The sequence below is a fragment of the Vibrio ziniensis genome, from assembly GCF_011064285.1.
Classification (GTDB): Bacteria; Pseudomonadota; Gammaproteobacteria; order Enterobacterales; family Vibrionaceae; genus Vibrio; species Vibrio ziniensis.
The window spans coordinates 2,137,873-2,164,345 of sequence record NZ_CP049331.1 but is presented as its reverse complement, the minus strand read 5'-3'; the positions used below and the strand labels follow the sequence as shown (position 1 = coordinate 2,164,345).

General features: G+C 42.3%; 21 protein-coding genes. 14 read left to right on the top strand and 7 right to left on the bottom strand.

Annotated features, from left to right (window positions below; genetic code table 11):
• The first annotated feature begins 17 nt into the window (after positions 1-17).
• From pabC to G5S32_RS09815, 8 genes are all read left to right on the top strand, one after another.
• Positions 18-821 carry an aminodeoxychorismate lyase gene (pabC, locus tag G5S32_RS09850; protein ID WP_165311857.1) on the top strand — a complete coding sequence of 268 codons (804 nt, stop codon included), beginning with the start codon at positions 18-20 and terminating at the stop codon, positions 819-821.
• On the top strand, positions 818-1,831 hold the full coding sequence (gene mltG / locus G5S32_RS09845) for an endolytic transglycosylase MltG (protein WP_165311856.1): 1,014 nt from the start codon (positions 818-820) through the stop codon (positions 1,829-1,831). The genes pabC and mltG overlap by 4 nt, the downstream gene beginning before the upstream one ends.
• Positions 1,831-2,466: a dTMP kinase gene (gene tmk / locus G5S32_RS09840; RefSeq protein WP_165311855.1), complete on the top strand. Its 636-nt coding sequence runs from the start codon at positions 1,831-1,833 to the stop codon at positions 2,464-2,466. Before mltG ends, tmk begins: the two co-directional genes overlap by 1 nt.
• A 36-nt stretch (positions 2,467-2,502) precedes the next feature.
• Complete coding sequence (gene holB / locus G5S32_RS09835; RefSeq protein WP_165311854.1) at positions 2,503-3,483, top strand: DNA polymerase III subunit delta'; 981 nt, start codon at positions 2,503-2,505, stop codon at positions 3,481-3,483.
• Positions 3,474-4,241: a TatD family hydrolase gene (locus tag G5S32_RS09830; protein ID WP_165311853.1), complete on the top strand. Its 768-nt coding sequence runs from the start codon at positions 3,474-3,476 to the stop codon at positions 4,239-4,241. Before holB ends, G5S32_RS09830 begins: the two co-directional genes overlap by 10 nt.
• 444 nt (positions 4,242-4,685) lie before the next feature.
• Positions 4,686-6,116, top strand: a complete 1,431-nt coding sequence (gene ptsG / locus G5S32_RS09825) for a PTS glucose transporter subunit IIBC (RefSeq protein WP_165311852.1) — start codon at positions 4,686-4,688, stop codon at positions 6,114-6,116.
• A 149-nt stretch (positions 6,117-6,265) separates the two neighbouring features.
• Entirely contained in the window at positions 6,266-6,670 is a 405-nt protein-coding gene (locus G5S32_RS09820; RefSeq protein ID WP_165311851.1) for a hypothetical protein, read from the top strand.
• A gap of 139 nt (positions 6,671-6,809) precedes the next feature.
• On the top strand, positions 6,810-7,526 hold the full coding sequence (locus tag G5S32_RS09815; protein ID WP_165311850.1) for an SDR family oxidoreductase: 717 nt from the start codon (positions 6,810-6,812) through the stop codon (positions 7,524-7,526).
• Positions 7,527-7,595: 69 nt separating this feature from the next.
• On the opposite strand, the gene G5S32_RS09810 is transcribed toward G5S32_RS09815, so the two are convergent.
• Entirely contained in the window at positions 7,596-7,688 is a 93-nt protein-coding gene (locus tag G5S32_RS09810) for a MetS family NSS transporter small subunit (protein WP_112403926.1), read from the bottom strand.
• A complete protein-coding gene (locus G5S32_RS09805) occupies positions 7,688-9,148 on the bottom strand; it encodes a sodium-dependent transporter (RefSeq protein WP_165311849.1) in 1,461 nt (486 codons plus the stop codon). The genes G5S32_RS09810 and G5S32_RS09805 overlap by 1 nt, the downstream gene beginning before the upstream one ends.
• 681 nt (positions 9,149-9,829) lie before the next feature.
• On the opposite strand from G5S32_RS09805, the gene cydH reads away from it, so the two are divergent.
• Positions 9,830-9,919 carry a cytochrome bd-I oxidase subunit CydH gene (gene cydH, locus G5S32_RS09800; RefSeq protein WP_165311848.1) on the top strand — a complete coding sequence of 30 codons (90 nt, stop codon included), beginning with the start codon at positions 9,830-9,832 and terminating at the stop codon, positions 9,917-9,919.
• Positions 9,920-9,937: 18 nt separating this feature from the next.
• Positions 9,938-11,122, top strand: coding sequence for a patatin-like phospholipase family protein (locus G5S32_RS09795; protein WP_165311847.1), 1,185 nt, complete (start codon positions 9,938-9,940; stop codon positions 11,120-11,122).
• Between the two features lie 72 nt (positions 11,123-11,194).
• Here G5S32_RS09795 and pyk read toward each other — a convergent pair whose 3' ends face one another.
• Positions 11,195-12,640, bottom strand: a complete 1,446-nt coding sequence (gene pyk / locus G5S32_RS09790) for a pyruvate kinase (protein WP_165311846.1) — start codon at positions 12,638-12,640, stop codon at positions 11,195-11,197.
• A gap of 333 nt (positions 12,641-12,973) precedes the next feature.
• On the opposite strand from pyk, the gene mlc reads away from it, so the two are divergent.
• Positions 12,974-14,191, top strand: coding sequence for a sugar metabolism global transcriptional regulator Mlc (mlc, locus tag G5S32_RS09785; RefSeq protein WP_165312769.1), 1,218 nt, complete (start codon positions 12,974-12,976; stop codon positions 14,189-14,191).
• A gap of 85 nt (positions 14,192-14,276) precedes the next feature.
• Entirely contained in the window at positions 14,277-15,218 is a 942-nt protein-coding gene (locus G5S32_RS09780; protein ID WP_165311845.1) for a chemotaxis protein CheV, read from the top strand.
• Between the two features lie 67 nt (positions 15,219-15,285).
• On the opposite strand, the gene G5S32_RS09775 is transcribed toward G5S32_RS09780, so the two are convergent.
• From G5S32_RS09775 to G5S32_RS09760, 4 genes are all read right to left on the bottom strand, one after another.
• Complete coding sequence (locus G5S32_RS09775; RefSeq protein WP_165311844.1) at positions 15,286-18,357, bottom strand: error-prone DNA polymerase; 3,072 nt, start codon at positions 18,355-18,357, stop codon at positions 15,286-15,288.
• A 60-nt stretch (positions 18,358-18,417) separates the two neighbouring features.
• Entirely contained in the window at positions 18,418-19,815 is a 1,398-nt protein-coding gene (locus G5S32_RS09770; RefSeq protein ID WP_165311843.1) for a Y-family DNA polymerase, read from the bottom strand.
• Positions 19,816-19,817: 2 nt separating this feature from the next.
• Positions 19,818-20,504, bottom strand: a complete 687-nt coding sequence (gene imuA, locus G5S32_RS09765; protein ID WP_165311842.1) for a translesion DNA synthesis-associated protein ImuA — start codon at positions 20,502-20,504, stop codon at positions 19,818-19,820.
• Between the two features lie 126 nt (positions 20,505-20,630).
• Positions 20,631-21,374: a YciK family oxidoreductase gene (locus G5S32_RS09760; RefSeq protein ID WP_165311841.1), complete on the bottom strand. Its 744-nt coding sequence runs from the start codon at positions 21,372-21,374 to the stop codon at positions 20,631-20,633.
• Positions 21,375-21,463: 89 nt separating this feature from the next.
• On the opposite strand from G5S32_RS09760, the gene sohB reads away from it, so the two are divergent.
• A complete protein-coding gene (gene sohB / locus G5S32_RS09755) occupies positions 21,464-22,522 on the top strand; it encodes a protease SohB (RefSeq protein ID WP_165311840.1) in 1,059 nt (352 codons plus the stop codon).
• 391 nt (positions 22,523-22,913) lie between these two features.
• Positions 22,914-26,399, top strand: a complete 3,486-nt coding sequence (locus G5S32_RS09750) for a hypothetical protein (RefSeq protein ID WP_165311839.1) — start codon at positions 22,914-22,916, stop codon at positions 26,397-26,399.
• Positions 26,400-26,473: the final 74 nt, after the last annotated feature.

Here is a 26,473-nt window from a genome sequence, read left to right as displayed (position 1 = left end):
TTTCAGGGAGCGGAAATATGGTATGGGTAAATGGTGAGTTGAGTGAGCTTATTGCAGTCAGTGATCGCTCCTTTCAATACGGTGATGGATGCTTTACCACCATGCTGACAAAACATGGTGAGATTCAGCATTGGCCGCATCACATCGAGCGGATGAATGCATGTCTTAAAATGTTGGGTATATTTCAACCCAATTGGCAGCAAGTCGAACAGTGGTTGCAATTAGCCATTCTTCCAGACGCAAAAGCGGGTGTTAAAATCCACATCAGCAGAGGGATGGGGGGACGCGGGTATAGCCCTGCTCACGTCACACAGCCGAATGTTACAATTAGCAACTTTGCTTTTCCTTCTCATTATGCACAATGGCAAGCCGAAGGTTTGCAGCTCGGTATATGCTCTAAGCGCATGGGGCTTAATCCAATGCTTGCAGGACATAAACACAATAATCGATTGGAGCAGGTCCTGCTGAAAAGTGAAATGGACCAAGCTGGCTATTTTGACGGTTTATGTTTGGATATTAACGGACATATCGTAGAAACGACGGCAGCCAACATTTTTTGGCTAAAAGGTGCTACTTTGTACACGCCTTCATTAAAAAATGCGGGTGTGGCAGGAGTTGCACGTAGAAATATATTAGAATATGCCCACCAACTTAAGTTGAAAGTGGTAAAAGGTGATTTCGAACTCGATCATCTTGATAATGCCGAAGAAATTTTTATCTCTAATTCACTGTTAGAGGTCGCACCTGTGGTTCAAATATCTGAACATAAGTACTCTATTGGACAACAGACGCTACGAATTCAGGAGAAATTTAATTCGTGATTAAGAAGTTATCTTTTTTAATTGTTGTTCTCATTCTCTGTGTCGCTGGTGCATATTTTTATGTCCAGAGCCAAGTAAACAGCTATCTTACGCAACCGTTAAAAATTGAAGAACCACAGATCGTCACTATTCAAAGTGGCACCAGTCTCAATCGAGCCATGTCTATGTTGGTGGATAAGAAGTGGATTGAGCCGACTTCGTTTTCATCATTTATTCATCGATTACATCCAGAACTAGCCGGTTTAAAAGCTGGAACTTACCAAATCACTTCTGATATGGATTTAAACCAAGCTCTAATGCTGTTCATTTCAGGTAAAGAGCATCAGTTTGCGATTACTTTTGTCGAAGGTAGCCGTTTTGTTGAATGGCGAGATATTCTCGCTAGCAATCCGAATCTGAAACACACATTAGATGGTTTATCCGAAAAAGAAATCTCGCAAAAATTGGGCATCGAAAGAGAAAAGCTGGAAGGGCTATTTCTCGCTGAAACCTACCATTTTACTAATGGCGTGAGTGACTTAGATATTCTTAAACGTGCTCACGTGAAACTGAACAATATTCTCAACGAAGCGTGGGATAAACGACAAAGTGGTTTACCGCTAAAATCATCTTACGAGGCGCTGATTTTGGCGTCGATCATCGAAAAAGAAACAGCAGTTGAAGATGAAAGAACTCAGATCTCATCTGTGTTCGTCAATCGCTTGAATAAACGCATGCGCCTACAAACTGATCCGACGGTGATTTATGGTATGGGTGAAAATTACGATGGCAACATCCGTAAGAAAGATCTCAAAGCTCCAACGCCATACAACACTTATGTCATTTTAGGTTTACCTCCAACGCCAATTGCGATGGCTGGCCCTGCTTCAATCAATGCAGCTCTGAATCCTGATCAAAGCAGTTATCTTTACTTTGTTGCCAGTGGTAACGGTGGTCATGTATTTTCTAAAACGCTGGTAGAACATAACCGCGCAGTTCGCGCTTATTTAAAACAGATTCGTAATAAGTAATGAAATCACAATTTATCGTAGTAGAAGGCCTCGAAGGGGCTGGTAAAAGTACCGCAATTCAAGCAATTGTGGAAACTCTGCATGACTTTGGCATTGACCAAATTACTCGAACACGTGAGCCGGGCGGTACTGTGCTGGCGGAAAAGATGCGCGAGTTGGTGAAGCAGGAACATGAAGGCGAAGTTCTGCAAGATATGACGGAACTACTTCTTATGTATGCTGCTCGTGTTCAATTAGTGGAAAATGTAATTAAACCAGCGCTAGAGCAAGGTAATTGGGTTGTTGGTGATCGTCATGATATGTCTTCACAGGCTTATCAGGGTGGTGGTCGCCAAATTTCACGTCAAACAATGCAAAGCTTAAAACAGACTACATTAGGTGACTTTAAGCCTGATTTGACTCTCTATCTCGATATTGACCCTAAAGTGGGGTTAGAACGAGCTCGTGGACGTGGTGAACTCGATCGCATTGAAAAAATGGACATCAGTTTTTTCGAGCGAACAAGAGCGAGATACCTAGAGATCGCGAATGCAGATGATTCTGTAATTGTGGTAAATGCTGATCAGACTATTGATAAAGTTGCGCTGGATATTAAATCCGCCTTACTGCTTTGGTTAAAAAAATGCGCCGGCTAACCGAATACAATGGCTGAAAAGCATCTAGGAAACTTTATGTTAGGAAATAATGTTAAAGACCTTCATTCTTGGCTGCAGGGTAGTTGGAACAGCTGGAAGTATCAGTTAGATAACAACAGCTTCGCTTCTGCAACTTTGCTGTCTTCTTCTCCTGGTTTAGACACTTTTCAATTAGCGGAACAATTTGCGCGTTCATTAATGTGCAACACCACTACCAGTGAGCCTTGTGGGTTTTGTCACGGTTGTGATTTGATGCAATCTGGAAATCATCCTGATTATCACGTAGTAAAACCAGAGAAAGAAGGTAAGACGATTACCGTTGAACAAATTCGTCAGTGTAACCGTATCGCACAGGAGTCGTCACAGCTATCAGGTTATCGTCTTTTCGTTATCGAACCGGCTGAGGCGATGAATGAATCAGCCGCCAATGCTTTATTAAAAACACTTGAAGAGCCGCCAGAGAAGTGTGTGTTTGTACTCATTGCTTCAAAGGCAAGTGCATTACTACCAACGATTGTTAGTCGATGCCAACAAGTCGCTATTCCAGACCCGCAGTCAGGTGTTGTGACTCTGTGGCTGCAAAAAGAACTTGGTGTTGATGTTCCTGCATTCGCATCTCATGTCAATGGCAATGCGCCCGTGCAGACCAAAGTTTTTATGCAATCCGGAGACATAGATGCATATAAGTCGATTGAAGAAAGCCTGATAGCCGCAGTTCAAGGTGATATCGAATCGGCACTCAAGTGTACAAGCAAGTTGAATGAGTCGCCAATCACTCGCCTGACTTGGCTCTGGTACCTGCTTACCGATGCTCAGAAGGTTCACTTTGGCGTGGTTCAACCTAACTTTACTCCCGGCTGTCGTACTTTATCTTCGTTATTGAGCTATGTTGTTTTAGAAAAGCAGAGTTCAGAATTAGCTGCTTTAATTGAGAAACTGAGACATTTTACTGGGTTGAACACTGAGCTTTTAATTACGGATTGGATATTTAAGTTTAACGAGGAAACATGTTTGTAGATTCCCACTGTCATTTGGACAAACTGGACTATCAAGACTTACATACTGATATATCGGATGTAGTGAACAAAGCTGCACAAGCGAATGTAAAACAACTGCTTTCGGTTGGCGTTACGCTCGATTCATTTCCAGATATGATTGAGATGATCACTCCATTTGACAATGTACATGCGTCATGTGGCGTTCACCCATTAGATGTTGAAAGTGAATTTGCGTTAGATAAGTTTCACGAGTATGCCAAACATCCTAAGGTTGTGGCGATTGGTGAAACTGGCTTGGATTACCATTACCAGCCCGAGACGGCAGAGTTGCAGAAACTGCGCTTTTCACAACAAATTGAAACCGCGGTTGCACTTAATAAACCTTTGATTATCCATACTCGAAATGCGCGAGTGGATACCTTGACGATGTTAAAGCAGGGCGGAGCTGATCGTTGTGGTGGTGTGATTCATTGCTTTACAGAAGATTTGGCATTTGCTGAAGCTGCAATGGATTTAGGTTTCTACATTTCTATTTCAGGAATTGTGACTTTCAGACAAGCGACAGATCTTAAAGAGGTCGTAAAAGCACTCCCTATTGACCGTCTGTTGATTGAAACGGATTCGCCGTATTTGGCTCCTGTTCCACATCGAGGAAAAGAGAATCAACCTGCTTATGTCGTTGAGGTTGCTGCTTACATTGCTCAACTAAAGGGGTGTTCATTGTCCGAAGTTGCAGAAAAAACGACCAAGAATTACCAAGATCTTTTTTTGCGATAGAAAATAATATTGGGTTTAAAAAGGAGCAGATGCTCCTTTTTTTATTGTTGAAATTGGCGGATTGTAAAAATTATTTTGTTGTTTACTAAATCTGTTGATTTTGGGAGGGCGAAACGAGCTAATGTAAATTTGTTACATAAAATAACATTGTGCCTAATTTTATTTACGCAGTAAAATTATTGTTTTAAACTTTTAAATATATAAAAAACAATAAGATATATTGATTGTAATGCTTTTCAGAGAGCCGATCTGATTGTGATCTGTCTAATACTTTGAAACTTAATTTCGTAACTGAGTGGAATCCATGAGGAGCATCAAGATATATTTAGAAGCGGAAAATATAATGCATTTTGTGGTTACATTTTCATTGGGTGCTAACATTTAGGCTACGGGGGTGTGCCGTTAGAACCCAAACATTCTAATAACTTAATCAGGAGCATAAACATGTTTAAAAACGCTTTTGCTAACCTGCAGAAAGTTGGTAAGTCTCTGATGCTACCAGTATCAGTACTTCCAGTTGCAGGTATTTTGCTTGGTGTGGGTGCGGCGAACTTTAGCTGGCTACCAGAAGTAGTATCACACCTGATGGAACAAGCTGGCGGTTCTGTTTTCGGCCAAATGGCACTTCTTTTCGCTGTCGGTGTATCTTTAGGTTTCACTAACAATGACGGTGTTTCAGGTCTGTCTGCTATCGTTGGTTACGGTATCATGGTTGCTACGCTAAACGTAATGGCAACTGTAATGGGTGTTGATCACATCGAAACTGGTGTTCTCGGTGGTATCCTCGCGGGTGGTGTTGCTGCTTGGGCATTCAACCGTTTCTACAAAATTCAACTTCCAGAGTACCTAGGCTTCTTCGCGGGTAAACGCGCAGTGCCAATCATTACTGGTTTCCTATCAATTGGCCTTGGTGTAATCCTTTCTATTATTTGGCCACCAATTGGTAGCGTAATTGCTTCTTTCTCTGATTGGGCAGCGAACCAAAACCCTGTTACTGCATTCGGTATCTACGGTGTTGTTGAGCGTTCTCTAATCCCATTCGGTCTACACCACATTTGGAACGTACCATTCTTCTACGAAGCAGGTACCTGTACAACTTCGGCTGGTCAAGTAGCTCACGGTATCATGACTTGTTTCCTTACAGCTGATGACGCTACTCGCGCAGCTGGTAACGGTTTCGGTCAGCTAGCAGGTGGTTACCTATTCAAGATGTTCGGTCTTCCAGCAGCAGCTATTGCTATTGCACACAGCGCTAAACCAGAAAACCGTGCAAAAGTAATGGGTATCATGGCTTCTGCAGCTCTGACTTCATTCCTAACTGGTATTACTGAACCAATCGAGTTCTCATTCCTATTCATCGCTCCAGTACTATACGCAATTCACGCGGTACTAGCTGGCGTTGCATACATGCTTACGAACTCTCTAGGTGTTGTTCACGGTCACACGTTCTCTAACGGTTTCATCGACTTCGTGGTTCAATCTCCACGTGCTGAGAACATGTTGCTACTAGTTGGTCTAGGTATCGCTTACGCAGTTCTTTACTACGTAGTATTCACTTTCGTTATCCGTGCTATGGACCTTAAAACTCCTGGTCGTGAAGATGAAACTGAAGGTACAACAGTAGCTGCTGGTACTGAAATGGCTGGTGAGCTAGTTGCTGCATTCGGTGGTAAAGCTAACATCACTAACCTAGACGCATGTATCACTCGTCTACGTGTATCAGTAGCGGATACTGAAATCGTTGACCAAGACAAGCTGAAAAAACTTGGTGCAGCAGGCGTAGTTGTAGTATCTGGTGGCGTTCAAGCTATCTTCGGTACTAAGTCTGACAACCTTAAAACAGATATGGATGAGTGGATCCGTAACAACGGTTAATCCTTCGACATTTCTTCCCCTATAGAAAAGGAGACTTCGGTCTCCTTTTTTTATTTTTATGTCAGATTGTCTATACAAATTTGACAAATTCAATTGATGCTCTCTATACCTTTTATGGTTTGGACCATTTTTATAGAAGGGTATTAATTATGAATAAGATAGGGGTCGTGGTTATTTTGTGTGCAACTTCCGTCAGTAGTTATGCTGCACAAAATAAAGGGTTTGAAGTTGGTATGGCGATAGACCAACAGCTGAGTGTCGTATTTGAGATCGATGATCAGTATCGTTTTATTTTAGGCAATGGTGGTATCGCTTTTGACTATATTTTTGCTAATGGTAGCTTTGGTTCTAATGTACCGTTCGATTGGTATGTTGGCGGTGGTGCTTGGACCGACTGGGACGCAGATGATCTGGGCGTTCGATTGCCACTGGGCCTTGATTGGCAGATTAATGACAAGTTTGATGTATATGGTCAGATTCATCCAGAAGTGAATTTTGATGATGGGGCTGAGTTGCAAATTGGAGCAGCATTAGGCTTGACATATCATTTTTAATCTCCTCTTTATTTAGTCAGTTATGTGATAACCCGCCTTTTTACCCAGATGCAGTTAAACGTATTATGTTGGCTAATTGTTTCAGCCATGCTTGGCATGGCTGAATGTGTTTCTGTTTAAACCTGAGCTTAGATATTTGATGCTGGATGTAAAAAATAAGAACTTTATTGTTACTGGTGCGACTTCCGGAATAGGGCGTTTGCTGACTATTCGACTGCTCCAACGCGGTGCTAATGTTGCTTTCTGCGGACGTTCTCAAAACAAATTGAATGAATTGATTTCAGAGATTTCACCGTTAGATAGTCAAACCTATTATCAAGCGTTTGATGCGACAAATTACACCCAAATTGAACAGTTTGTTGCTGCTTCTATGGCCAAATTGGGTCAAGTAGACGTATTGGTTAATTGCGCTGGGGCTAACACATCCAGAAGCGCTATTGCCGACTTATCCGCCGATGACCTTATGGGGTTAGTGCAGTTGAATATGATGTCTCCATTCGTGTTTATGAAGCAAACCTATAACACTTCAATGAAGATTCGTAGGCAGGGAATTATCATCAACGTGCTATCCACAGTATGTGGGTTTTCTAACGAAGGGATTGGTGCTTATACGGCATCAAAAGCAGGTATGGATGCACTAACGAAAGTATTCCGTAAAGAGGCGAGGGAGCACGGAGTGAAAGTTTGCGCTATTTATCCTGGTGGGGTCGATACTCCTTTCAGGGCTGCCGACAGACCTGAATATTTACACCCTGAGCAAGTGGTGGACGCCATTTTATTCATGGCAAGTCAAAATAGCATTTCTAGCGTAGACGAGTTAGTTATTCGCCCTTTGATTGAAAAGAATTATTGTTAGATTGTTCGATTTGATATTGAAACCAATGAAAAAGCCAGCATTAAGCCGGCTTTTGGTTTTATGGATGAATTATTTGTTCATCGCTTTCTTGATACAGATAGCAGCGCCACCCCAAGTAATACCAAGACCAATGATCATCATAATAATTGCGCTAGCAGTCATTATTTTGCCTCCTTACGGCTTGTTAGGTTAACAAGTACACCAAATACAAGTAGAACGATAATGATTGCCCAACCTAGAGTTAGGTCGTAACCGCCGTAGCCTTCAGTGAACAGTGCAATAAGTTTTGTCGCAATAATGATAGCTAGCATCACTGGGGTGATAAAACGTAAACAGATATCGAACCATACGCCTACGCTGAAATCAGAAATGCTGTTCACGTATTTACGTACGTCAGATACTTTTAGCAACCATGTCATTAGTGCGATTTCAACGAAACAGCTTGCCATGATACCAACGTTGTTTGCGAAGTGGTCTACTAGGTCAAGTAGTAATAGGCCGCCGTTAGTTGCAAACGCCATTGAGATAACTAGACCAGAACCGATAACAACGTTCGCTGCTTTCTTACGGCTCCATTTCAGCTTGTCGATAACCGCTGACGTCACTGCTTCCATGATTGAAATGTGCGAGCTTAAACCTGCTACAACCAATGCTAGGAAGAATATTGGACCTAAGATGTAAGGAATCGGTAGAAGGTTAATAGCCGCTGGAATCGTTACGAATGCTAGACCTACACCTGCAGAAACAACTTCTGTTAGTGGTTTGCCTTGCTCTTGAGCCATGTAGCCCAACACAGAGAAAATCATGATACCTGCAAGGATTGAGAAACCACAGTTGATCAACACAGTCATAAACGCGTTGTTTGTGATGTCTGATTTTTCTGGCAGGTAGCTTGAATAGGCAAGCATGATTGCAAAACCGATACTTAGAGTGAAGAAGATCTGACCATAAGCAGCCGCCCAAACTTTCACGTCCCAAATTTTGCTGAAGTCAGGTTGGAACATGTAGTTCACACCATCAAGCGCACCTGGAAGGAAAATCATGCGAGCAATTAAGAACAATACCATGATGAATAGAATAGGCATCATGATTTTAGATGCTCGCTCGATACCCGCTTTTACACCACCAACGATAGCTGCATAAGTGATTGCCCAAGCGATGAACATTGCGAATGCGATATTCCATTGAATTGAGCCAAGGTTTGTTGGTGAGTTGTCACCAAGTGCTAAGTACTGGCTAAAGAAGAATGCGTTAGTATCTGTGCCCCAGCTTTGAGTAAATGACATACCAAAGTAAGAGATAGCCCAGCCAATAACAGCAACGTAATAAACAGCGATAACTGCTGCAATACCTACTTGGAACCAACCTAACCATTCAAATTTAGAATTGATTTTAGCTAATGTAGATGGTGCTGAACCTCGGTTCTTTTGTCCCATACTGAACTCAAGGATCATGAATGGGATACCAGCAGTAAGTAGTGCGAAGATATAAGGAATGAAAAAAGCGCCACCGCCGTTTTCATAAGCCATATAAGGGAAACGCCAAATGTTTCCAAGACCGATTGCAGAACCCACTGCAGCTAGGATAAACCCAACGCGGGATCCCCATTGTTCTCGCTTCATGTTTAACTCCTTTACAACGCTCTGAGGTATGAAGCTTCTCTGCGGCTCTCACAGGCGAACATGGATATTGTCGAGATTTTTAGCGTTCTATAGAACTGCCTTATCTTCTATATATCGTCCATGATTCGGTGAAAAGTTAGTATTAAATTTTGTTTTCCGCAAGAAAACTCAGAGTTTTATTCTTTATTATCTGATGTGTGTTTGCGAAATCTGAAATAATCAGCTACGCATGGTACAGAGACTACAGTTTTGTGCTGTTAATAGCAATAGATCATAAATGTTAGTTTTTTGTGTTCTGATAGTTTTATCGGTCGATTGTTGTGTGGTTAATTGGTTTAAAATGTTGTGATGTGGTCTATGTGTGGGTCATATAGTATGCGTTGTTGATATTTTTAACGGATATCACTGTTGAAAGTAATAGTGTGTATGACTGAAAAATATACAATCATCAGTGAATATCTCCACCTTTAACTCAATATCTAAAATATGCAGATAAAGGCGTATATTTTAGATATGAAGTTGGAGTAGAAGCTTTAGCTTTTGTCCTCAAGCCTTGTTGAATAAGCGATAAGGCGATTGAGTTATTGTGAGGGCAATTGCATAATTGTACGTGAAAAATCGACAATTCTTGATGGCTTCCTTTGCTGATGTTATTAATTTGTTAAGTAAAAGGAGGTTCCTATGGAAAATGATCTAAAGTTTGCAGTGATTTCTACTATCGTTATTTTTACTGTGCTTGTCGGTTTTGGGTTGATTGCTGTAACACACTAACTGATAAGGGTTCTACTTATGCCCAATAGTGGAACTGTTTCTAATCTAGACAACAAAGTCGATCCGATTCGACTATCCAAATTCATCGGCGGTAAAAATGCTCTGGTTGCTCAAGGTGGTGGTCAAAGAGGGATATTTACTGCTGGTGTATTAGATGCGTTCAATCTCGCTAATTTTGACCCTTTCGATGAGTTTTATGGCACTTCTGCAGGTGCTTTGAACATTAATGCTTATCTTTGCCGTCAGCATGGGCTTGGTAAAGCTTTCATCACAGAGTTAACGACGACTCCCGAATTTTTTCACCTATTCAGCTATATCCGTAGCAAGCAATATATGGATCTTGATTGGGCGTTGGATAAAATCTGCGATTACCCTTTCCAAATGGACGTTGACATGGGGCGCCGAGTATTAGGTGCACGTAAAGCCTATGCAGCCGTGACATCCTCATTGACACTCAGTGATGAGTACTTTCCGATGCTCGGGAACAATTGGAAAGATGTCATGCGTGCTACATGCGCAATTCCTCGTTTGTATCCAAAAGAAGTTAAGTTGAACAATAAGCTATATGTTGATGGGGGGGTATCCGCATCCATTCCCGTACAAGAAGCTTGGCGTCGCGAAGCACGTTTTATTACGGTGATCAGAACAGAAGAGGTTGATGCAGAAATCGACTTGTTAACCCCTGCAGAGAAAGCCAAACAAGAAGAAATTAAATGGTTTAGAGATTCATTCAATAGTATTCAAACTCAGTGGCAGAATCGTTTAGATCAATGGAAACAAGACTGGAACCGTTTTTTACAACAACAGATTGCTCGTTCAAAGGAGCTAAAAAGCGAGAATAAACATTTACAAACACTTAATGGTGGTCGTTGGCTTTTCGGCGCGGATGATATTTATCGTTTGAGTCATTTGCTTGGCGACAAATTTGATTCAGGGTTGGCGGATATGCTGATGGTGCATTATCAAACGTACTCTTTAACCAGAGAGTTTTTGAATACTCCGCCAGATGATGTCTTTATTGTACAAATTGCACCGAGTAGCCCACTGAAATCCACTTCGTTGATGAGTAATAAGGAAGAATTATTACATGACTATGAGTTGGGTGTAGAAGCAGGGAATCGCTTTATCAATCTCTTCTTACAGGCCGAAGAGATCAAAGCGCAGCGCATCATTCGTGCCGATTTTAGTTCACTCGATTTTTAATCTGTTACCTGCCGTTGAATAACTCACTCTGATGATGGTGTTCAAAGTGAGTTATTCTTCAATCAGCTTGAATTAGAGTACTGGCAAGATACGCATACAGTTGGTTGAACCTTCAACTTCCATTATGTCGCCTTGAGTTATGATGACTAAGTCGCCAAACTCTAGCAGCTTTTTCTCTCTAAGAGATTCCAAAGCAGCTTGAGCCGCATTAAAACCTTCTTCTTGCTTACTGTCGAAATAGTAAGGTGTAACACCTCTGTATAGAGCACAACGGTTTAATGCTCGTTCATTGCGTGACATAGCAAAGATAGGCAGCACAGAGTTCAAACGTGAAGTCATCAACGCCGTACGTCCTGATTCTGTTAGCGTGACCATCGCTTTTACTCCTTCTAAATGGTTCGCCGCATAAATCGTAGACATAGCAATAGTTTCTTCCGAGGTAGCGAATGAACGGTCTATACGATAGTTTTGCTGGTTAGATTCAATGGTTTTTTCCGCGCCAATGCAGACTTCCGCCATGGCCTTCACTGTTTCAACTGGGTATTTACCTGCGGCTGTTTCTCCTGAAAGCATCACCGCATCTGTCCCATCCAACACAGCGTTTGCAACGTCCATTACTTCTGCTCGAGTAGGCATTGGATTTGTAATCATCGATTCCATCATTTGTGTTGCGGTGATGACGACTCTGTTGAGAGCCTTTGCTCGATAGATCAGTTTCTTTTGTACCCCAACGAGTTCAGGATCACCGATCTCTACGCCAAGATCTCCGCGAGCAACCATGATGACGTCAGATGCCATGATGATATCGTCAATGTTTTCATCGCATGAGACGGTTTCTGCTCGTTCCACTTTAGCGACCAAACGTGCTTCTAATCCAGCATCTCGGGCCAAGCGGCGGGCATAATTCATATCTTCACCGTTGCGGGGGAAGGAGACTGCAAGGTAGTCTACTTTTATCTCAGCGGCGAGAAGGATATCGCGCTTATCTTTTTCTGTTAGCGCATCGGCGGATAATCCTCCCCCCTTTTTATTGATACCTTTGTTGTTGGATAGCGCTCCGCCGATGAGCACGGAGGTGTATATTTTGTCATTTTCCACCGACAAGACTTGCAGTTGTACTCGACCGTCATCAAGCAGAAGAATGTCATCTCTTTTTACATCTTTTGGCAGGGCTTTATAGTCGATACCGACAGAGTCTTGATCTCCTAAGCCAGGTGCGAGCTCGGCATCAAGGATGAATCGGTCACCTTCGTTTAGTTGAATTGGACCATTTTTAAACGTAGACACCCGAATTTTGGGGCCTTGTAAGTCTCCCAATATCGCGACGTGTTTATCGAGTTTTGCCGCAATTTCACGCACTTTTTGCGCTCTCAATTTATGGTCTTCTGCAGAGCCATGTGAGAAGTTCATTCTTACAACGTTTGCCCCTGACTTTATGATTTGTTCTAGTACGTTTTCTTTGTCTGTGGATGGACCGAGTGTAGTGACAATTTTTGTACGTCTTTGGCCTGAACTCATGGTGATCTCCTACAGTGAAGGGCAGATTAACTATCGAGGTCTTTTAAGTATAAACAGCACTCAATAGTACTCGAGATAATCGTTATAAAATTGTTGCATAAGTCTGATAGTTTTGTAGGAATTTGGCTGTGATGCACAATCCAGTTACTTTATTTTTTATTTTGAAAATTTCTTTTATCTATTCATATCTAGGCAATGCAATTCTAACAATTTGACTGAATACACAAAGTTCCGAGTATATACGTGACGTTGGTCACGGGTATTTACCAAAGCCCTTCACAATTAGTTCGCAAAGTAAAAAAATTGGCAGGTTGTTGTTTTCTGGAGCGTACCATGTACATGGCTCAACCAGGCCATATTGACCATATCAAACAGGTCAATGCTGGTCGTGTATATAAATTGATTGACCAAAAAGGTCCTATTTCTCGTATCGATTTATCGAAAGAGAGCGAACTCGCACCTGCAAGTATTACTAAAATTACTCGCGAGCTTATTGATGCGCACCTAATTCATGAAACAACGGTTCAAGAAGCTATTAGCCGTGGTCGTCCTGCTGTTGGTTTGCAAACGAACAATGAAGGTTGGCAATTCCTCTCGATGCGTCTTGGGCGAGGGTATTTAACCATAGCTCTTCATGAACTTGGTGGCGAAGTTCTTATCGACACTAAGATTGAAATTCATGAAATCGATCAAGACGATGTTCTTCAAAGACTCCTATTTGAAATCGAAGAGTTCTTCCAGACGTATTCGGATCAGCTTGATCGTGTGACGAGCATTGCGATTACTTTGCCAGGTTTAGTGAACTCTGAAAAAGGCATCGTTTTGCAGATGCCTCACTACAATGTGAAAAATCTCGCATTAGGGCCTGAAATTTACAAAGCGACAGGGTTGCCTGTATTTATTGCGAACGATACCCGTGCATGGGCATTGGCAGAAAAATTGTTTGGTCATTCACAAGATGTTGATAATTCAATTTTAATATCCATTCACCATGGCCTGGGCGCTGGTATTATTCTTGACGGTCGTGTGCTGCAAGGTCGTAACGGAAACATTGGTGAACTTGGACATATTCAGATTGATCGCCATGGTAAGCGTTGCAATTGTGGCAATATTGGCTGTCTTGAAACTGTTGCCAGTTCTCAAGCGATTCGTGAGCAAGTCGCTGAGCGTATCGCAAATGGTGAAGTTTCAAGTTTAAGTGAAATGTCAGAAATCACTCTTGAGGATATTTGTTCCGCTGCGGCTGAGGGGGATCCTTTAGCTGTGGAAGTCATTGAGCAGCTTGGTACGTATTTAGGTTCCGCGATTGCCATCGTGATCAACTTATTCAATCCAGAAAAGATTCTTATTGGTGGTGTTATCAACCAAGCGAAAAACGTTCTGTATCCTGCCATTCAGCATTGTATTGAAGAGCAAAGCTTACCTGTTTACCATCAAGATTTGAAACTTGTCGAATCTCGTTTTTATAAGCAGGCAACCATGCCTGGTGCAGCGCTTGTGAAGCAAGCTTTGTATGATGGTTTGTTGTTGATGAAGGTGGTAGAAGGATAATTTATAATTACCTTCAGTACTATCATTTACATTTATCCTTTGTAGCTATACTGTTATTGGGTTTTAGTAGTTTGCGGAATTTTTTATGTCAGGTGTTTTAAATTCGGTCGATCAACGTACTAACTTAGTTGGCGAGAACCGACTTGAGTTATTGCTTTTTAGCTTAAACAGTCGTCAGCTGTTTGCTATTAACGTATTTAAAGTTAGAGAAGTCATAAAAGTACCGACTTTAACTAAAATGCCGGGCTCCCATCGCAATATCACGGGCGTTGCGACACTTCGCGGAGTACCTGTGCCTATCATCGACTTGCGTCAAGCGATCGGCTTTCCACCTTCCCGATTAGAAAAACCTGAGCAGAACCTGATTATTACGGAGTACAACCGTACCACTCAGGGATTCCTAGTTGGTCAAGTACGTAATATTGTAAATACCGCATGGACTGAAATTGAGCCGCCACCAAAATCGGCAGGTCGTTCAAACTACCTGACAGCTATTACTCAAATTAAAGATCAAAACCAAACTAATATCGTTGAGATTATTGACGTTGAGAAGGTTCTTGCAGAGATTATTGATTACGATGTGTCTATTTCTGAAGAGCTACTTGATCACGATATTTTGGGTGAAATGGCGGGGCGTAATGTGTTGATTGTCGATGACTCTTCAACAGCAAGAAACCAGATTAAAGATACGCTTTCACAACTTGGTTTGAATATCATTGAATGTCGAGATGGCCTTGAAGCATTGAATTTATTGAAATCTTGGTGTGATGCAGGTAAAAACATTAACGATGAACTTCTAATGATGATCACTGATGCAGAAATGCCAGAAATGGACGGTTACCGTCTAACTCATGAAGTTCGTAACGATCCTCGCATGAAAGATTTGTTTATTACGTTAAATACTTCTTTGAGTGGTAGCTTTAACGAAGCTATGGTGCAGAAGGTGGGTTGTAACCGATTCATCTCTAAGTTCCAGCCAGACTTGCTAGTACAAGTGGCTCAGGAAAGGTTAAGAGAAGTATTATAAGAATAGAAAAGCGCTGAACAGTCAGCGCTTTTTTGTCTCTGTCTGATGGCGAATTGTAGAAGCCCGTTTAATGAAAATCACGAGAGCGGCTTTGGAGTTGCGTTAAATGTTCGGTGATATCAATCAGCTTTCCTGCGATGACATGCACCACATTCTCTTCTTTCTCGACAATACCTTTCACCATAAGCACTTTTGCACTGATATAAGCGCCTTTCTGCGCTCGGGCTGTCGCTTGCCAAACTACAGTATTAATATTCCCGGTATCATCTTCTAAAGTGAAAAACGTAACTCCAGCCGCTGTACCCGGAGCTTGGCGTCCGGTAACGACACCAACGACGGTAACGAGCGACTTATGAGGAAGATTAATCAGGTCTTTTTGGCGAGTGAATTTCCCCAATATACCAGCTTTGTCTAATAACGTTATTGGATGCTGGTTGAGCGAGAGTCCTAAAGATGCGTAATCTTCAATCAGATTTTCCATCGCTGATGGTGGTGTTTGAATCTGGCGCTCCTTTTCTTGATAGCTTTCAAATAGTGGCAGGTCAGAAAGGGAGTCCATAATTGCCCAACGAGTATCGTAACGGTTGTTCGTCAAACGATACAGAGCATTTGCAGAAGCGAGAGACTCCATGTCTTTCTGATTAAGAGCAGCATTTTTCAGTTGGTTTAGATGCTGAAATCCATAAGAAGGGCGAGCGCGCAGTAGTTGCTTACATCCCAAATCGCTTAATCCTTTCACCAGCCGCAGTCCGAGTTGAATAGCATAACCTTGTTGGTGGTGTACGACTTGATGCTCAATATCAGATTGATTTACACACACAGGTAAAACCGTGATGCCATGTCTTTGAGCATCCTGAATGAGTTGCGATGGGCTATAAAAGCCCATCGGTAAACTATTGAGTAACGAGGTATAGAATGCTTCTGGATAATAGTATTTCAACCATGCAGAGCAATAAGCCAGAACCGCAAAAGATGCGGAGTGACTCTCCGGAAAACCATATTCTCCAAAACCACAGATCTGTTCGTAGATTCGCTCTGCAAACGATTTCTCATAGCCACGAGCCAGCATGCCATCAATCAGTTTGGGTCTGAATTTATCCAACTCTCCGCTCTTTTTCCAAGACGCCATAGCGCGACGAAGCTGATCCGCTTCTCCGCCACTAAAACCTGCCGCAACCATCGCAATCTTAATCACTTGCTCTTGAAAGATAGGAACACCCATCGTCCGTTCTAAAACGTCTTTCACTTCTTTAGAAGGGTAAGAAGGCTCCTCAATATGATTCCTTCGTTTAAGAAATGGGTGCACCATATCTCCCTGAATAGGGCCGGGACGAACAATGGCAATTTGAATGACTAGGTCATAATAAGTACGAGGCCTTAAACGAGGTAACATACTCATTTGTGCACGAGACTCTATTTGAAACACGCCCACAGTATCTGCCCTCTGTATCATCCCATAGACATTTTCGTCGTCTTTTAAACGTGTGATGTCGGCGATACTGAGCTTTTTCTGATCATGATGCTCAATTATAGCGAAGCATTTGCGAATAGCGGTCAGCATACCTAATGCCAGTACGTCGACTTTCATCAGCCCCAGACTTTCTAAATCATCTTTATCCCACTGAATAATGGTTCGCTCGGGCATAGCCGCATTTTCAACTGCGACAAGCTCGTATAATGGACCTGCGGAAATAACAAAACCGCCCACATGTTGAGATAGATGACGGGGAAACGATTGGATCTCGTTAACCAGATCAATAAACCATTGTCCTTTGTGCGATTGCGGCTGCAGCCCAAGCTCAACGATTTGAGCTTGCCAACCAAGGTTTTTATCTCTGCGGTTAATATTCTTGATAAAAAAATCGAGTTGGGTTTCGCTAATGCCTAATGCTTTACCTACGTCCCGAATGGCGCTTTTTAAACGATAAGTAATAACCGTGGCGGCTAATGCTGCGCGCTCTCTACCGTATTTTTGATACAGGTATTGAATCACTTCTTCGCGCCTTTCATGCTCGAAATCCACATCGATATCCGGCGGCTCTTGGCGCTCTTTACTGATAAAACGTTCAAATAATACTGCAACTTGACGGGGGTCCACCGCTGTAATCTCCAAGCAATAACAGACGATAGAGTTCGCAGCAGAGCCCCGCCCTTGATATAGAATGCCTCTGCTTTTGGCGAACATGACGATGTCGTGAATGGTAAGGAAATAGAACGGATAATTCAGTTCTTCAATCAGTGAGAGTTCTTTGTCTATGGTTGCTTGAATATCGACAGTAACACCTTCGGAAAATCGAAGTTGTTTTCCTTTCTCAACCAATAGACGCAGATGTTTCATCGGTTTCGAACCATTCGGTATCAATTCGCTTGGGTATTCGTATTTCAGGTCACTCAGTTTGAAATGGCATTGCTGCGCTATTCGCACACTCTCTTCTAACCATTCATTTGGGAATATTTTGGCGAGCTTTGTTTTACTGCGCAGTGCTCGTTCAGTGTTGCAAATGAGATGAGCCTGAATGTTTTCGACACTCTGGTTATGTTTGATAGCGGTTAATATATGTTGAAGTGGTAGGCGTGTTTCAGTGTGCATTAAAACGCCGCCACAAGCGGTGATGGGCAGATTTAATTGTCGAGACAGCTCTTGGCAGTGCGAAACATATTGATGGTCGTTAGCACCGAGATGACGCTGAACCGCTAGCCATAAACGCCCTTGATGATATTGCTTTAACCAGTTTCCCCAATAGGTATTTTTGTCTTCATCAGCCGGCAGCCAAAGAACAAAGCAATGCTTGGCTGACATCAAGTCCCATTCGGAAAGTTGATAGCTGCCTTTTTCACTGCGACGGCGAGCATTGGTGATGATACGACAAAGTTCTGCATATGCTTGCCGGTTTGGGCACAGCAGCACCACTTGGCATTCATCATTGAGCCAAAACATGCTACCAACAATTTGTTTGATACCCAGTTTGCGATCTTTAATCGCAGTATGGGCTCTCACCACGCCTGCAATGGAACACTCATCTGTAATTGCCAGAGCTTGGTAGCGCAGAAAATCCGCGTGTTGGATAAGTTCTTCAGCATGAGAAGCACCCGTCAGAAATGAGAAATTGCTTTGGCAAAATAGTTCAGCGTAAGCCATATCACTACTCTTATAAAAATCGGTTTTTGCAAGAAACAGGCGTTATGAAAAGCCGGAGTTTTAACTAAACTGCCCATGCAAAAACCACTGTTTATCTTGGTTGCGAAATACCCATAACCATCGGCCTTGTTCGCTGTGAGCAATAAAGTAGTCACGAGTGATTGGTTGGTTATCCCACCATCCTGTGACGATTCTTTCTGGGCCGTGGATCAGCGATACCACTTCACATAAAGGCTCTGGTTCTGGAAGCAGAAGGCTAGGGCGCAGCTCTGTGCTTCGTAATGTAGCTGTCGTCGGTTCAGTTGCTGATATGTATTGGCAGCGTTTTTCTGGACGAGGGTCATCACTGAGGCTCGGTTTATTGACTTTTGTTTGTCCCAGTTTCGCCTGCAGTAGTGTGATGAGCTCAAGAGCGGTTGTTCGACCTTTTTCACCGTCGAAAATGTCAGTCATGTCTGGATTCATTTCACCAGCACGAATCACCTTTAAGGTCATTTCTAGTACTGGCTGAGAGAGTTGTACTGATTCCAGAGTGAGTTGGCAGAGTTTCGCCCACTTAACACAAGAATATTCCCCCTGTGCTGACGTGAAATACAGGCTATTTGGGATGTTATCTCGTTGAGTCAGTATCAGTTCAAGCTCAAAGGCAACCTGATTTCGTAAGGTTAAAAACTGCTCTAAGCGCTTCAACAGTCGTAACAGGGGCTTTTCAAGCCATTGCACATTCTCAATTTCATACAGCAGTTCGAAGTGACTACTGAAAGCTTCTGGCGGTTGGTAAAAGCTGACAGGGTGCTTAAACTGTCCTAACAGCTTGCCTACATAGTTAACCAAATCGATATCAAACCGTCTTGCGAGATCTTGAATGGGTACCGCAAGCAGCGCTTTGATGTCTCTAACCCCAACTCTGGCGAGTTTTTCTATCTGTTTAATATTCAGTTCGGTTGCTGTGAGAGGGTAATCGTTAATGGCTGCGAGAATTTGGTCTTTATTATCAATGATAATATTTGAGCCACTTTTACCAACTAGAATCGCTGAAAGTGGTGAGAAACCTGAGCCATACCAGTAACGTGTTTTACGTAAAGCAAGGTGATTTTTGAGCGTATGCCAATAATTCTCCAAGCCTGAATATAGCGAAAGCATGTTTGAGGCTCTTAGCAGAATACCTTTCGGTGGAAGTAATACGATGTCTGAAGTCACCAGATATAACCACTGAGCCACTTCTTCTATGGCTTGTGTTTCAACATTTTCATCATAAGGATGCACTTGTAGCTCTCTGCACATAGACGCTGCACTGCCTAATCCCATCCCCATTTTTACGCCTTGTTTTAATGCGGATGAGCTAGCTTGAACAACATGGTTATCTCGGTCGTCAATGATAACCAGAGGGCGTTCTTGCTCTGCGTATAGGGTATCCAGCTGTAAAGCTGGGAAATGGAGATAGATCCAAAGTGTCATCGTCAGCCCTGCATTCGTTTAGGGAAAGTGATCACTGTTGAAGATGATTGTGGAGATGAATGTGGCATCACCAAGTTTGGCCAACGTTCAGACATAGCTAGGTTGAAGGCACCTAAAGGCCATCCGCCTTTACGTTTGGGTACACTAATCTTCAGCCCTTGTGGGTAGGACTGTAACGAGATACTCAGTGATACTGGTAGTGAAAATGCACTTTCTTGAGGTGAACGGAAGAGAAATTGCAGGCAATTACCTGTTTCGCTGGCTACATTCAAACGACGCACCTGATGAACTTCTAGGTTATCTAGCCACAATAAAACTTGTCTGCATGCACCGCTTTTTAAGCATTGCTCTGCTGCCCACAATGATTCTTTGTGGTTTCTAGGTGTCACCACCAGCACGTTATCAAGTTCGATACCTTCAAACTTTAAGCTTTCCGCCTGTACTATGCCCGGCGGATTAATGAACACAGTTAAGCGCTTATCGTGCTGTTTCAGATAAGGGTAGATAAGGCGTAATTCACCAATACCAGACTGCGATTGAATTTCAACTACACCATGCGGAGGAAATCCTCCGGCAAGTTTTTCATCCAGCGCATTAAATCCAGTAGAGTGAGTGTTCAGCTCATACTTTGTTTCAGAGCCTTGCCACAGCCAATGTTTGTTTTTGAGGTGTTCGATTAGTTCATACATAACAATTTACCTGTATATTTGTACAGTATATTTTGTTAATTAGAACATTCAAGAAAAAAGTAAGATTTAGAAACAACAAAGCCTCGCTAAAGAAGCAAGGCTTTGAATCGTTGGGAAACTTAGTAATTACTTTTTAGGTTGAGCATCAATGCATTGACCATTGACTGATTTGCCTTCAGGCGCCATCAAATACAGGTATAGCGGCATTATGTCCTTTGGTGTTTTCAGCAACTCTGCATCTTCTGCTGGGAAAGCTTTTGCACGCATTCCTGTACGGGTACCACCAGGGTTGATAGCATTGACACGAATATTAGTGTCACTAAGTTCATCTGCGAGTACTTGCATCATGCCTTCCGTTGCAAACTTAGACATTGCATAGGTACCCCAGAAAGCACGACCGGAATGACCCACTGTTGAGCTGGTAAAGATAATGCGAGCATCGTCAGATTTATGCAGTAGAGGCAACAGAGCTTGAGTCATCAGGAACTGTGCTTTGACGTTGACTTGCATTACATCGTCATAAGAGTCTTCACCGATTTGATCAAACGGGCTAAGTACACCCAAAATACTTGCGTTGTGCAGTACACCGTCTAAACGACCAAACTGACCTTCAATGGTATCTACCATATCCAGATAGTTTTGCTTGGTCGCGCCCTTCATATCTAAAGGAACAATAGCCGGCTGAGCATAGCCAGCGGCTTCAATTTCATCGTAGGTTTGTTCTAACTTCTTTACAGTGCGCCCAAGCAAAATCACTGTCGCGCCTTGTGCGGCATAAGTGATGGCTGCTTGTTTACCAATGCCGTCACCAGCACCTGTAACTAAAATTACTTTATCTTTTAGGGCGTTTGCAGACACTGAATAATCCACGTTACGTATCCTTATTGTTATGATTTACTTTAAGTCATGATGACAAGGTGGTTACAATACACCAATTCGCATTGAAGAGGATGAGTACATTGGAATTTTTGTTGGACTATGGCTTATTTTTAGCCAAGATCGCGACAGTTGTGATTGCGATCGTTGTGTTGTTAGTCATTGTTAAATCCGTTGGCGGAAGAGGTGCGGCTAAAGGCGAGTTAGAAGTGACCGACTTAACTAAGCAGAACAAAGAAAATGCTGAACATTTAGAAGCACACTTGCACGATGAATCTTTTTTGAAAGCTCGTCATAAAGCGGAAGCGAAAAGCGAGAAAGAAAAACATAAAGAGCGCGAAAAAGCAGTTAAGAAAGCTGCAAAAGCGGGCGAGTTAAAAGAAGAACGTGAATCTCACCTATTTGTGTTGGATTTCCACGGCAGCATTGACGCCAAAGAAGTGGCTTCATTGCGTCAAGAGGTCACAGCAATACTGGCGGTTGCTCAGAAAGGTGACGAAGTATTACTGCGCCTTGAAACCGGTGGCGGCATGGTTCATGGCTACGGTTTAGCGTCTTCGCAACTTGACCGTATTAAAGCTGCTGGTTTACCGCTGACCATTTCGGTAGATAAAGTGGCAGCGAGCGGCGGCTACATGATGGCATGTATTGCTGACAAGATTGTTTCAGCACCTTTTGCTATTGTGGGTTCAATTGGTGTGATAGCACAGCTACCTAACTTCAATAAATTACTGAAAAAACACGATATTGAATATGAACAATTAACCGCTGGTGAATATAAACGTACATTGACGATGTTCGGTGAAAATACGGATAAGGCGCGTGAAAAATTCAAGCAAGAGCTAGAAGAAACGCATGTATTGTTTAAAGACTTTATCCGTGAACGTCGTCCTGAGTTGGATCTAGAAAAAGTAGCAACCGGTGAGCACTGGTTTGGTACGCAAGCAAAAGAGTTAGGTTTGGTTGACGAAATTAAAACCTCAGACGACTTGATTGTAGAAGCGTGCAAAGAGAAGACAGTTCTAGCTATTCGTTACGTTCAGAAGAAAAAGCTGACTGATAAACTGGCAGGTGTTGCCGGTGAAGCCGCTGACAGTGTGCTATTAAAACTGATTAGCCGAGGCCAGCGTCCAATCCTATAAGTTGAAAATCGAACTTTTTATAAAACCTGCTTCGGCAGGTTTTATATTTTTTGATCCCCTCCGCCAATACTTGGTATTAATGACATACGGTAAATAAGCACCTTGGAGTGATGCTGATCACGTTTTTAAATATATTGTCAATTCTATGTTAGATTTGCGTAATATTTTTGTATGTTTATGATTTGCCAACGTTGTTTCTTTGAATTAGTCATTACTTATTAATGTAGTTAATATTTTTGTTATTTTAATTTATTGATTTTATTTATATTATTTTTTCTTTTGATGTTTTTTGTCATATAGAAGTCATTTGACATATTTTTTCATGAGTTTAATTATTTTGTGTGATATTCACCCAATAAATATAAATCTCATTAGAGAAAAGGATTGTTCTATGCAGATCAAAGCATCAGTGGTCGCGCTAGGGTTAACGAGTACTTTAGCGTTATATGGTTGTGGAGGAGGTGGTGATAGCAGTTCTACATCTCCTTCTGCCACAAGTTACAGTGTAAAAGCGATTGATGGTTATTTACAAAATGCTTTTGTATGGCTTGATGTCAATGGAAACTATGAATGGGATGAAGATGAGCCTTCAGCAACAACAGGAGTTGGTGGAGCTGCAACTTTAGATACGACAGGAATTGAATCTCCCGAAAGTTATATGCTGATTGTTCAAGTGACTGCTGGAGAGACCATTGACGAAGATACGGGTCTGGCAGTCACAAGAAGCATGCCTATGTACGCACCTCCGGGTGTCCCTCAAGTAACACCTCTTACAACTTATTTACAGAAGAGTATTAGTCAAGGAATGACAGAAAGTGAAGCTCTTGCCGCGGTCGCGGAGGAGTTTGACATTGAGGTCGATGACATATTATCAGATTACAAGGCTGAAGGCAGTGAAAGCAAATTGGCAGCGTTTGTTGCTAAAAGCTTAGTTTCCTCAGGTTTAATGCCTGCGACAATAGAGGAGCTTAATAATAGTGAGAATGATCTTAGCTCCACTTTAGCGGTCGTCGCTGCAACTATTAAAACTCAAGTCACTGCGGCTAAAGAAAATAGCACCGAAGATGAACTAGACGCTGTTTATGTTGATGGTGACGGGCTAGTCTATACAGATACTGATGGTGATGGCACTAAAGATGAAGAGGATGCTTTCCCTGAAGACCCAACTGAAACCATGGATACTGATGGTGATGGCCATGGCGATAATTCAGATGCCTTCCCTAATAATGCTGCTGAATGGTTAGATACCGATAAAGACGGCTATGGCGATAATTCGGATGCTTTCCCTAATGATCCTGCTGAGTGGTTAGATTCAGATGGGGATACTTATGGTGATAACTCAGACGCTTTCCCGAATAATGCCACTGAATGGCTAGATACCGATGCCGATGGCTATGGAGATAATTCAGATGCATTCCCTGAGAATGCTAGCGAATGGTTAGATACCGATGCTGATGGTTATGGAGATAATTCAGATGCATTCCCTAGTGATGCTAGTGAATGGCTAGACACTGATGGGGATAAAATAGGTAACAATGCGGATACCGATGATGATGGTGATGGTGTCCTCGATGTTGACGATGCTGATCCGACAGATCCTGATATTGGCTCAACAGACACTGTAGCGATTGTTGAATATTTATCTTCTCAAACAACACTTTATTCACCTTGGGTGGATGAAGATGACAATGATACTTCGAGAATTTTTGTTGATACGCTTTCCGTGAGTGGTGATACGGTCACGATGACTGGTACTACAATGCTTAAAGCGAATAAGACAGAAGGCAGTGTCGACAATAATGATACTGATTTGGTGCTGACATCAAACGGTTGGAGCTCGCAAACGGGTTACTGGCAAATTGATATGTCTGGAAGTTCGTTGATCGCATATCCAACGGATTACAGTGATATCACATATACCTTAAATGGTTCGTTGACTGAGTTAACCGGACAAGTGATTGCTGATACTGAATTCGAATGGGAAGATTATTCTGATGTCACAGCAACCTTCCCTGCGGAATCTTATATCTTGAAGATGACTCTGACACCAAACCAAGACCATTATTACTTGTGGGATTGGGAACCATATGTTGCTCAGTTAAACCATGAAGGTCAGCAAGGTGCGGCATCACTTGATGAGTTGATTTTTGCCACTTCTACCGTGAGTTCATCAGTGGATTTAGAAGGTATGTCGATTGGTTCGGATATCTTTGTTAAATTTGTCGGTAATTCAGGCGATGTGAGTGGTAGCGCTGAATATTACTCGGTAGATTGGACTGATGGTACCGTATCGCTAGATGGTGAAGGTGAATGGACTCGTTCAAGTGACAACGGTGTTGACATGATCGAGTTCTCTGTTCCAGACGCTACAGCATCTACTTGGGGAGAGTCGTTTGATGAACCAACCAACGATATGATTGTGAGTGTTTACGAAGGCGCTGTTTACATCGGTAATAAAGAAACAGAGGGTGAACTGCTTAAAGATGATAGCGTTGTAATAATCAGTACAGCCGCTAAAGAAGCACTTATTGATGTAGCTGAACTGCCTTTGTTTAAATGTAGTGCAGGGGATAGTGAAGAAGGTGCGACTGTAACGACCGACGATTATGCAACAGCAATTAGTGATTGCTATGGAGCAACAGCGATTACCGCTGAAATGGTTGAAGGACAGAACTTCCACCGTGTTCGTAGTGCTGGTGGTACTCGTGATTACATGTTCAATTCCGATGGTTCGCTTGATGTTTATAAAGATGGCGAGTATGGCTATCTAGCAAACTGGGTAATCGAAAATGGTCAAGTGAAGATCACTTATGATGGTTCAGATGATGTTTCCTACTGGGCTCTGATCGATTACACGGCTGACCAATGGAATGTCAAGTGGTATGAAGATTATGTCGACGATGAGGTTGGTGCTGTAACAGAAATTTGGTCTTCGACTCTTACTCTGCAAGACTTAAATGCATGTTCAATTACAGAAAGTTCCGGCTCGTATGCCGATTACCAAGCACAAATTTCAGCTTACGAAACGTGTATAGGTTCATCGCTTCCTACCATTACAGAAAGTGATGTATTAGGAGCACACTTAGTTCGAATCAACAGCAGTGGGCAGACTAGAGCTTACGTTTATGCTGAAGACAATATGATGTATTACTACAAAAATGGCATCATTCGTAGCCGCAATTGGCAGGTCAATGAAGATTCAATGATAGAGAATTACTATGATGGTGATACACAACCACATGAGTACCTCACATTGATTAAAGATGCAACTTCTGGCGAGCCATTGACGTTTGCTGTCTACGATGTGGAAGAGTCTGATATATGGATTGCTAAATACACGGATGTTCAAGACAACGCAGATATTGGTGAGTGTACTTATGCAACTAATGAGTGGGATGACGACGCAAATATACCACTTCCATTTACTAGCTATTCAGATTTCTCATCAGCATTAGCAACATGTCTTGAAGAATCAGGCTCCAGTGCTAAATTCAGTAACGATTTCATGTTATCGGATCTTCCGCGTGTGATGACAAGCAAAAGTATTGTTACTGGAGACGATGCAGGGGAAACTGAGTCCTATACATTTAACGCAGATTTATCTGGTACTTATGATTATGAATATCCAGGAGATGAGCCAGAAAGCTATCCGTTTACATGGAGTATTGATGATGAAACCGGTAGGTTAACGGTTGTTATCACTGTTACGGATACTGAAACTGAGCAAACATTTACCTTTACGGACTATATATATATGGTTGATACCGATGGTATAGAGTTCTCGCTTAAGATCTGGTCTCATTCTGATGCATGGGATGAAGAATATGGTACAGAGCAGGGGGATTCATGGAGTGGTATTTATACTTTCTCTAAATAGTATCGATTTGCTCTAACATAGAGAAAGGCTTGGTTTGATACCAAGCCTTTCTTTTTGCATTCATTATCTAATAC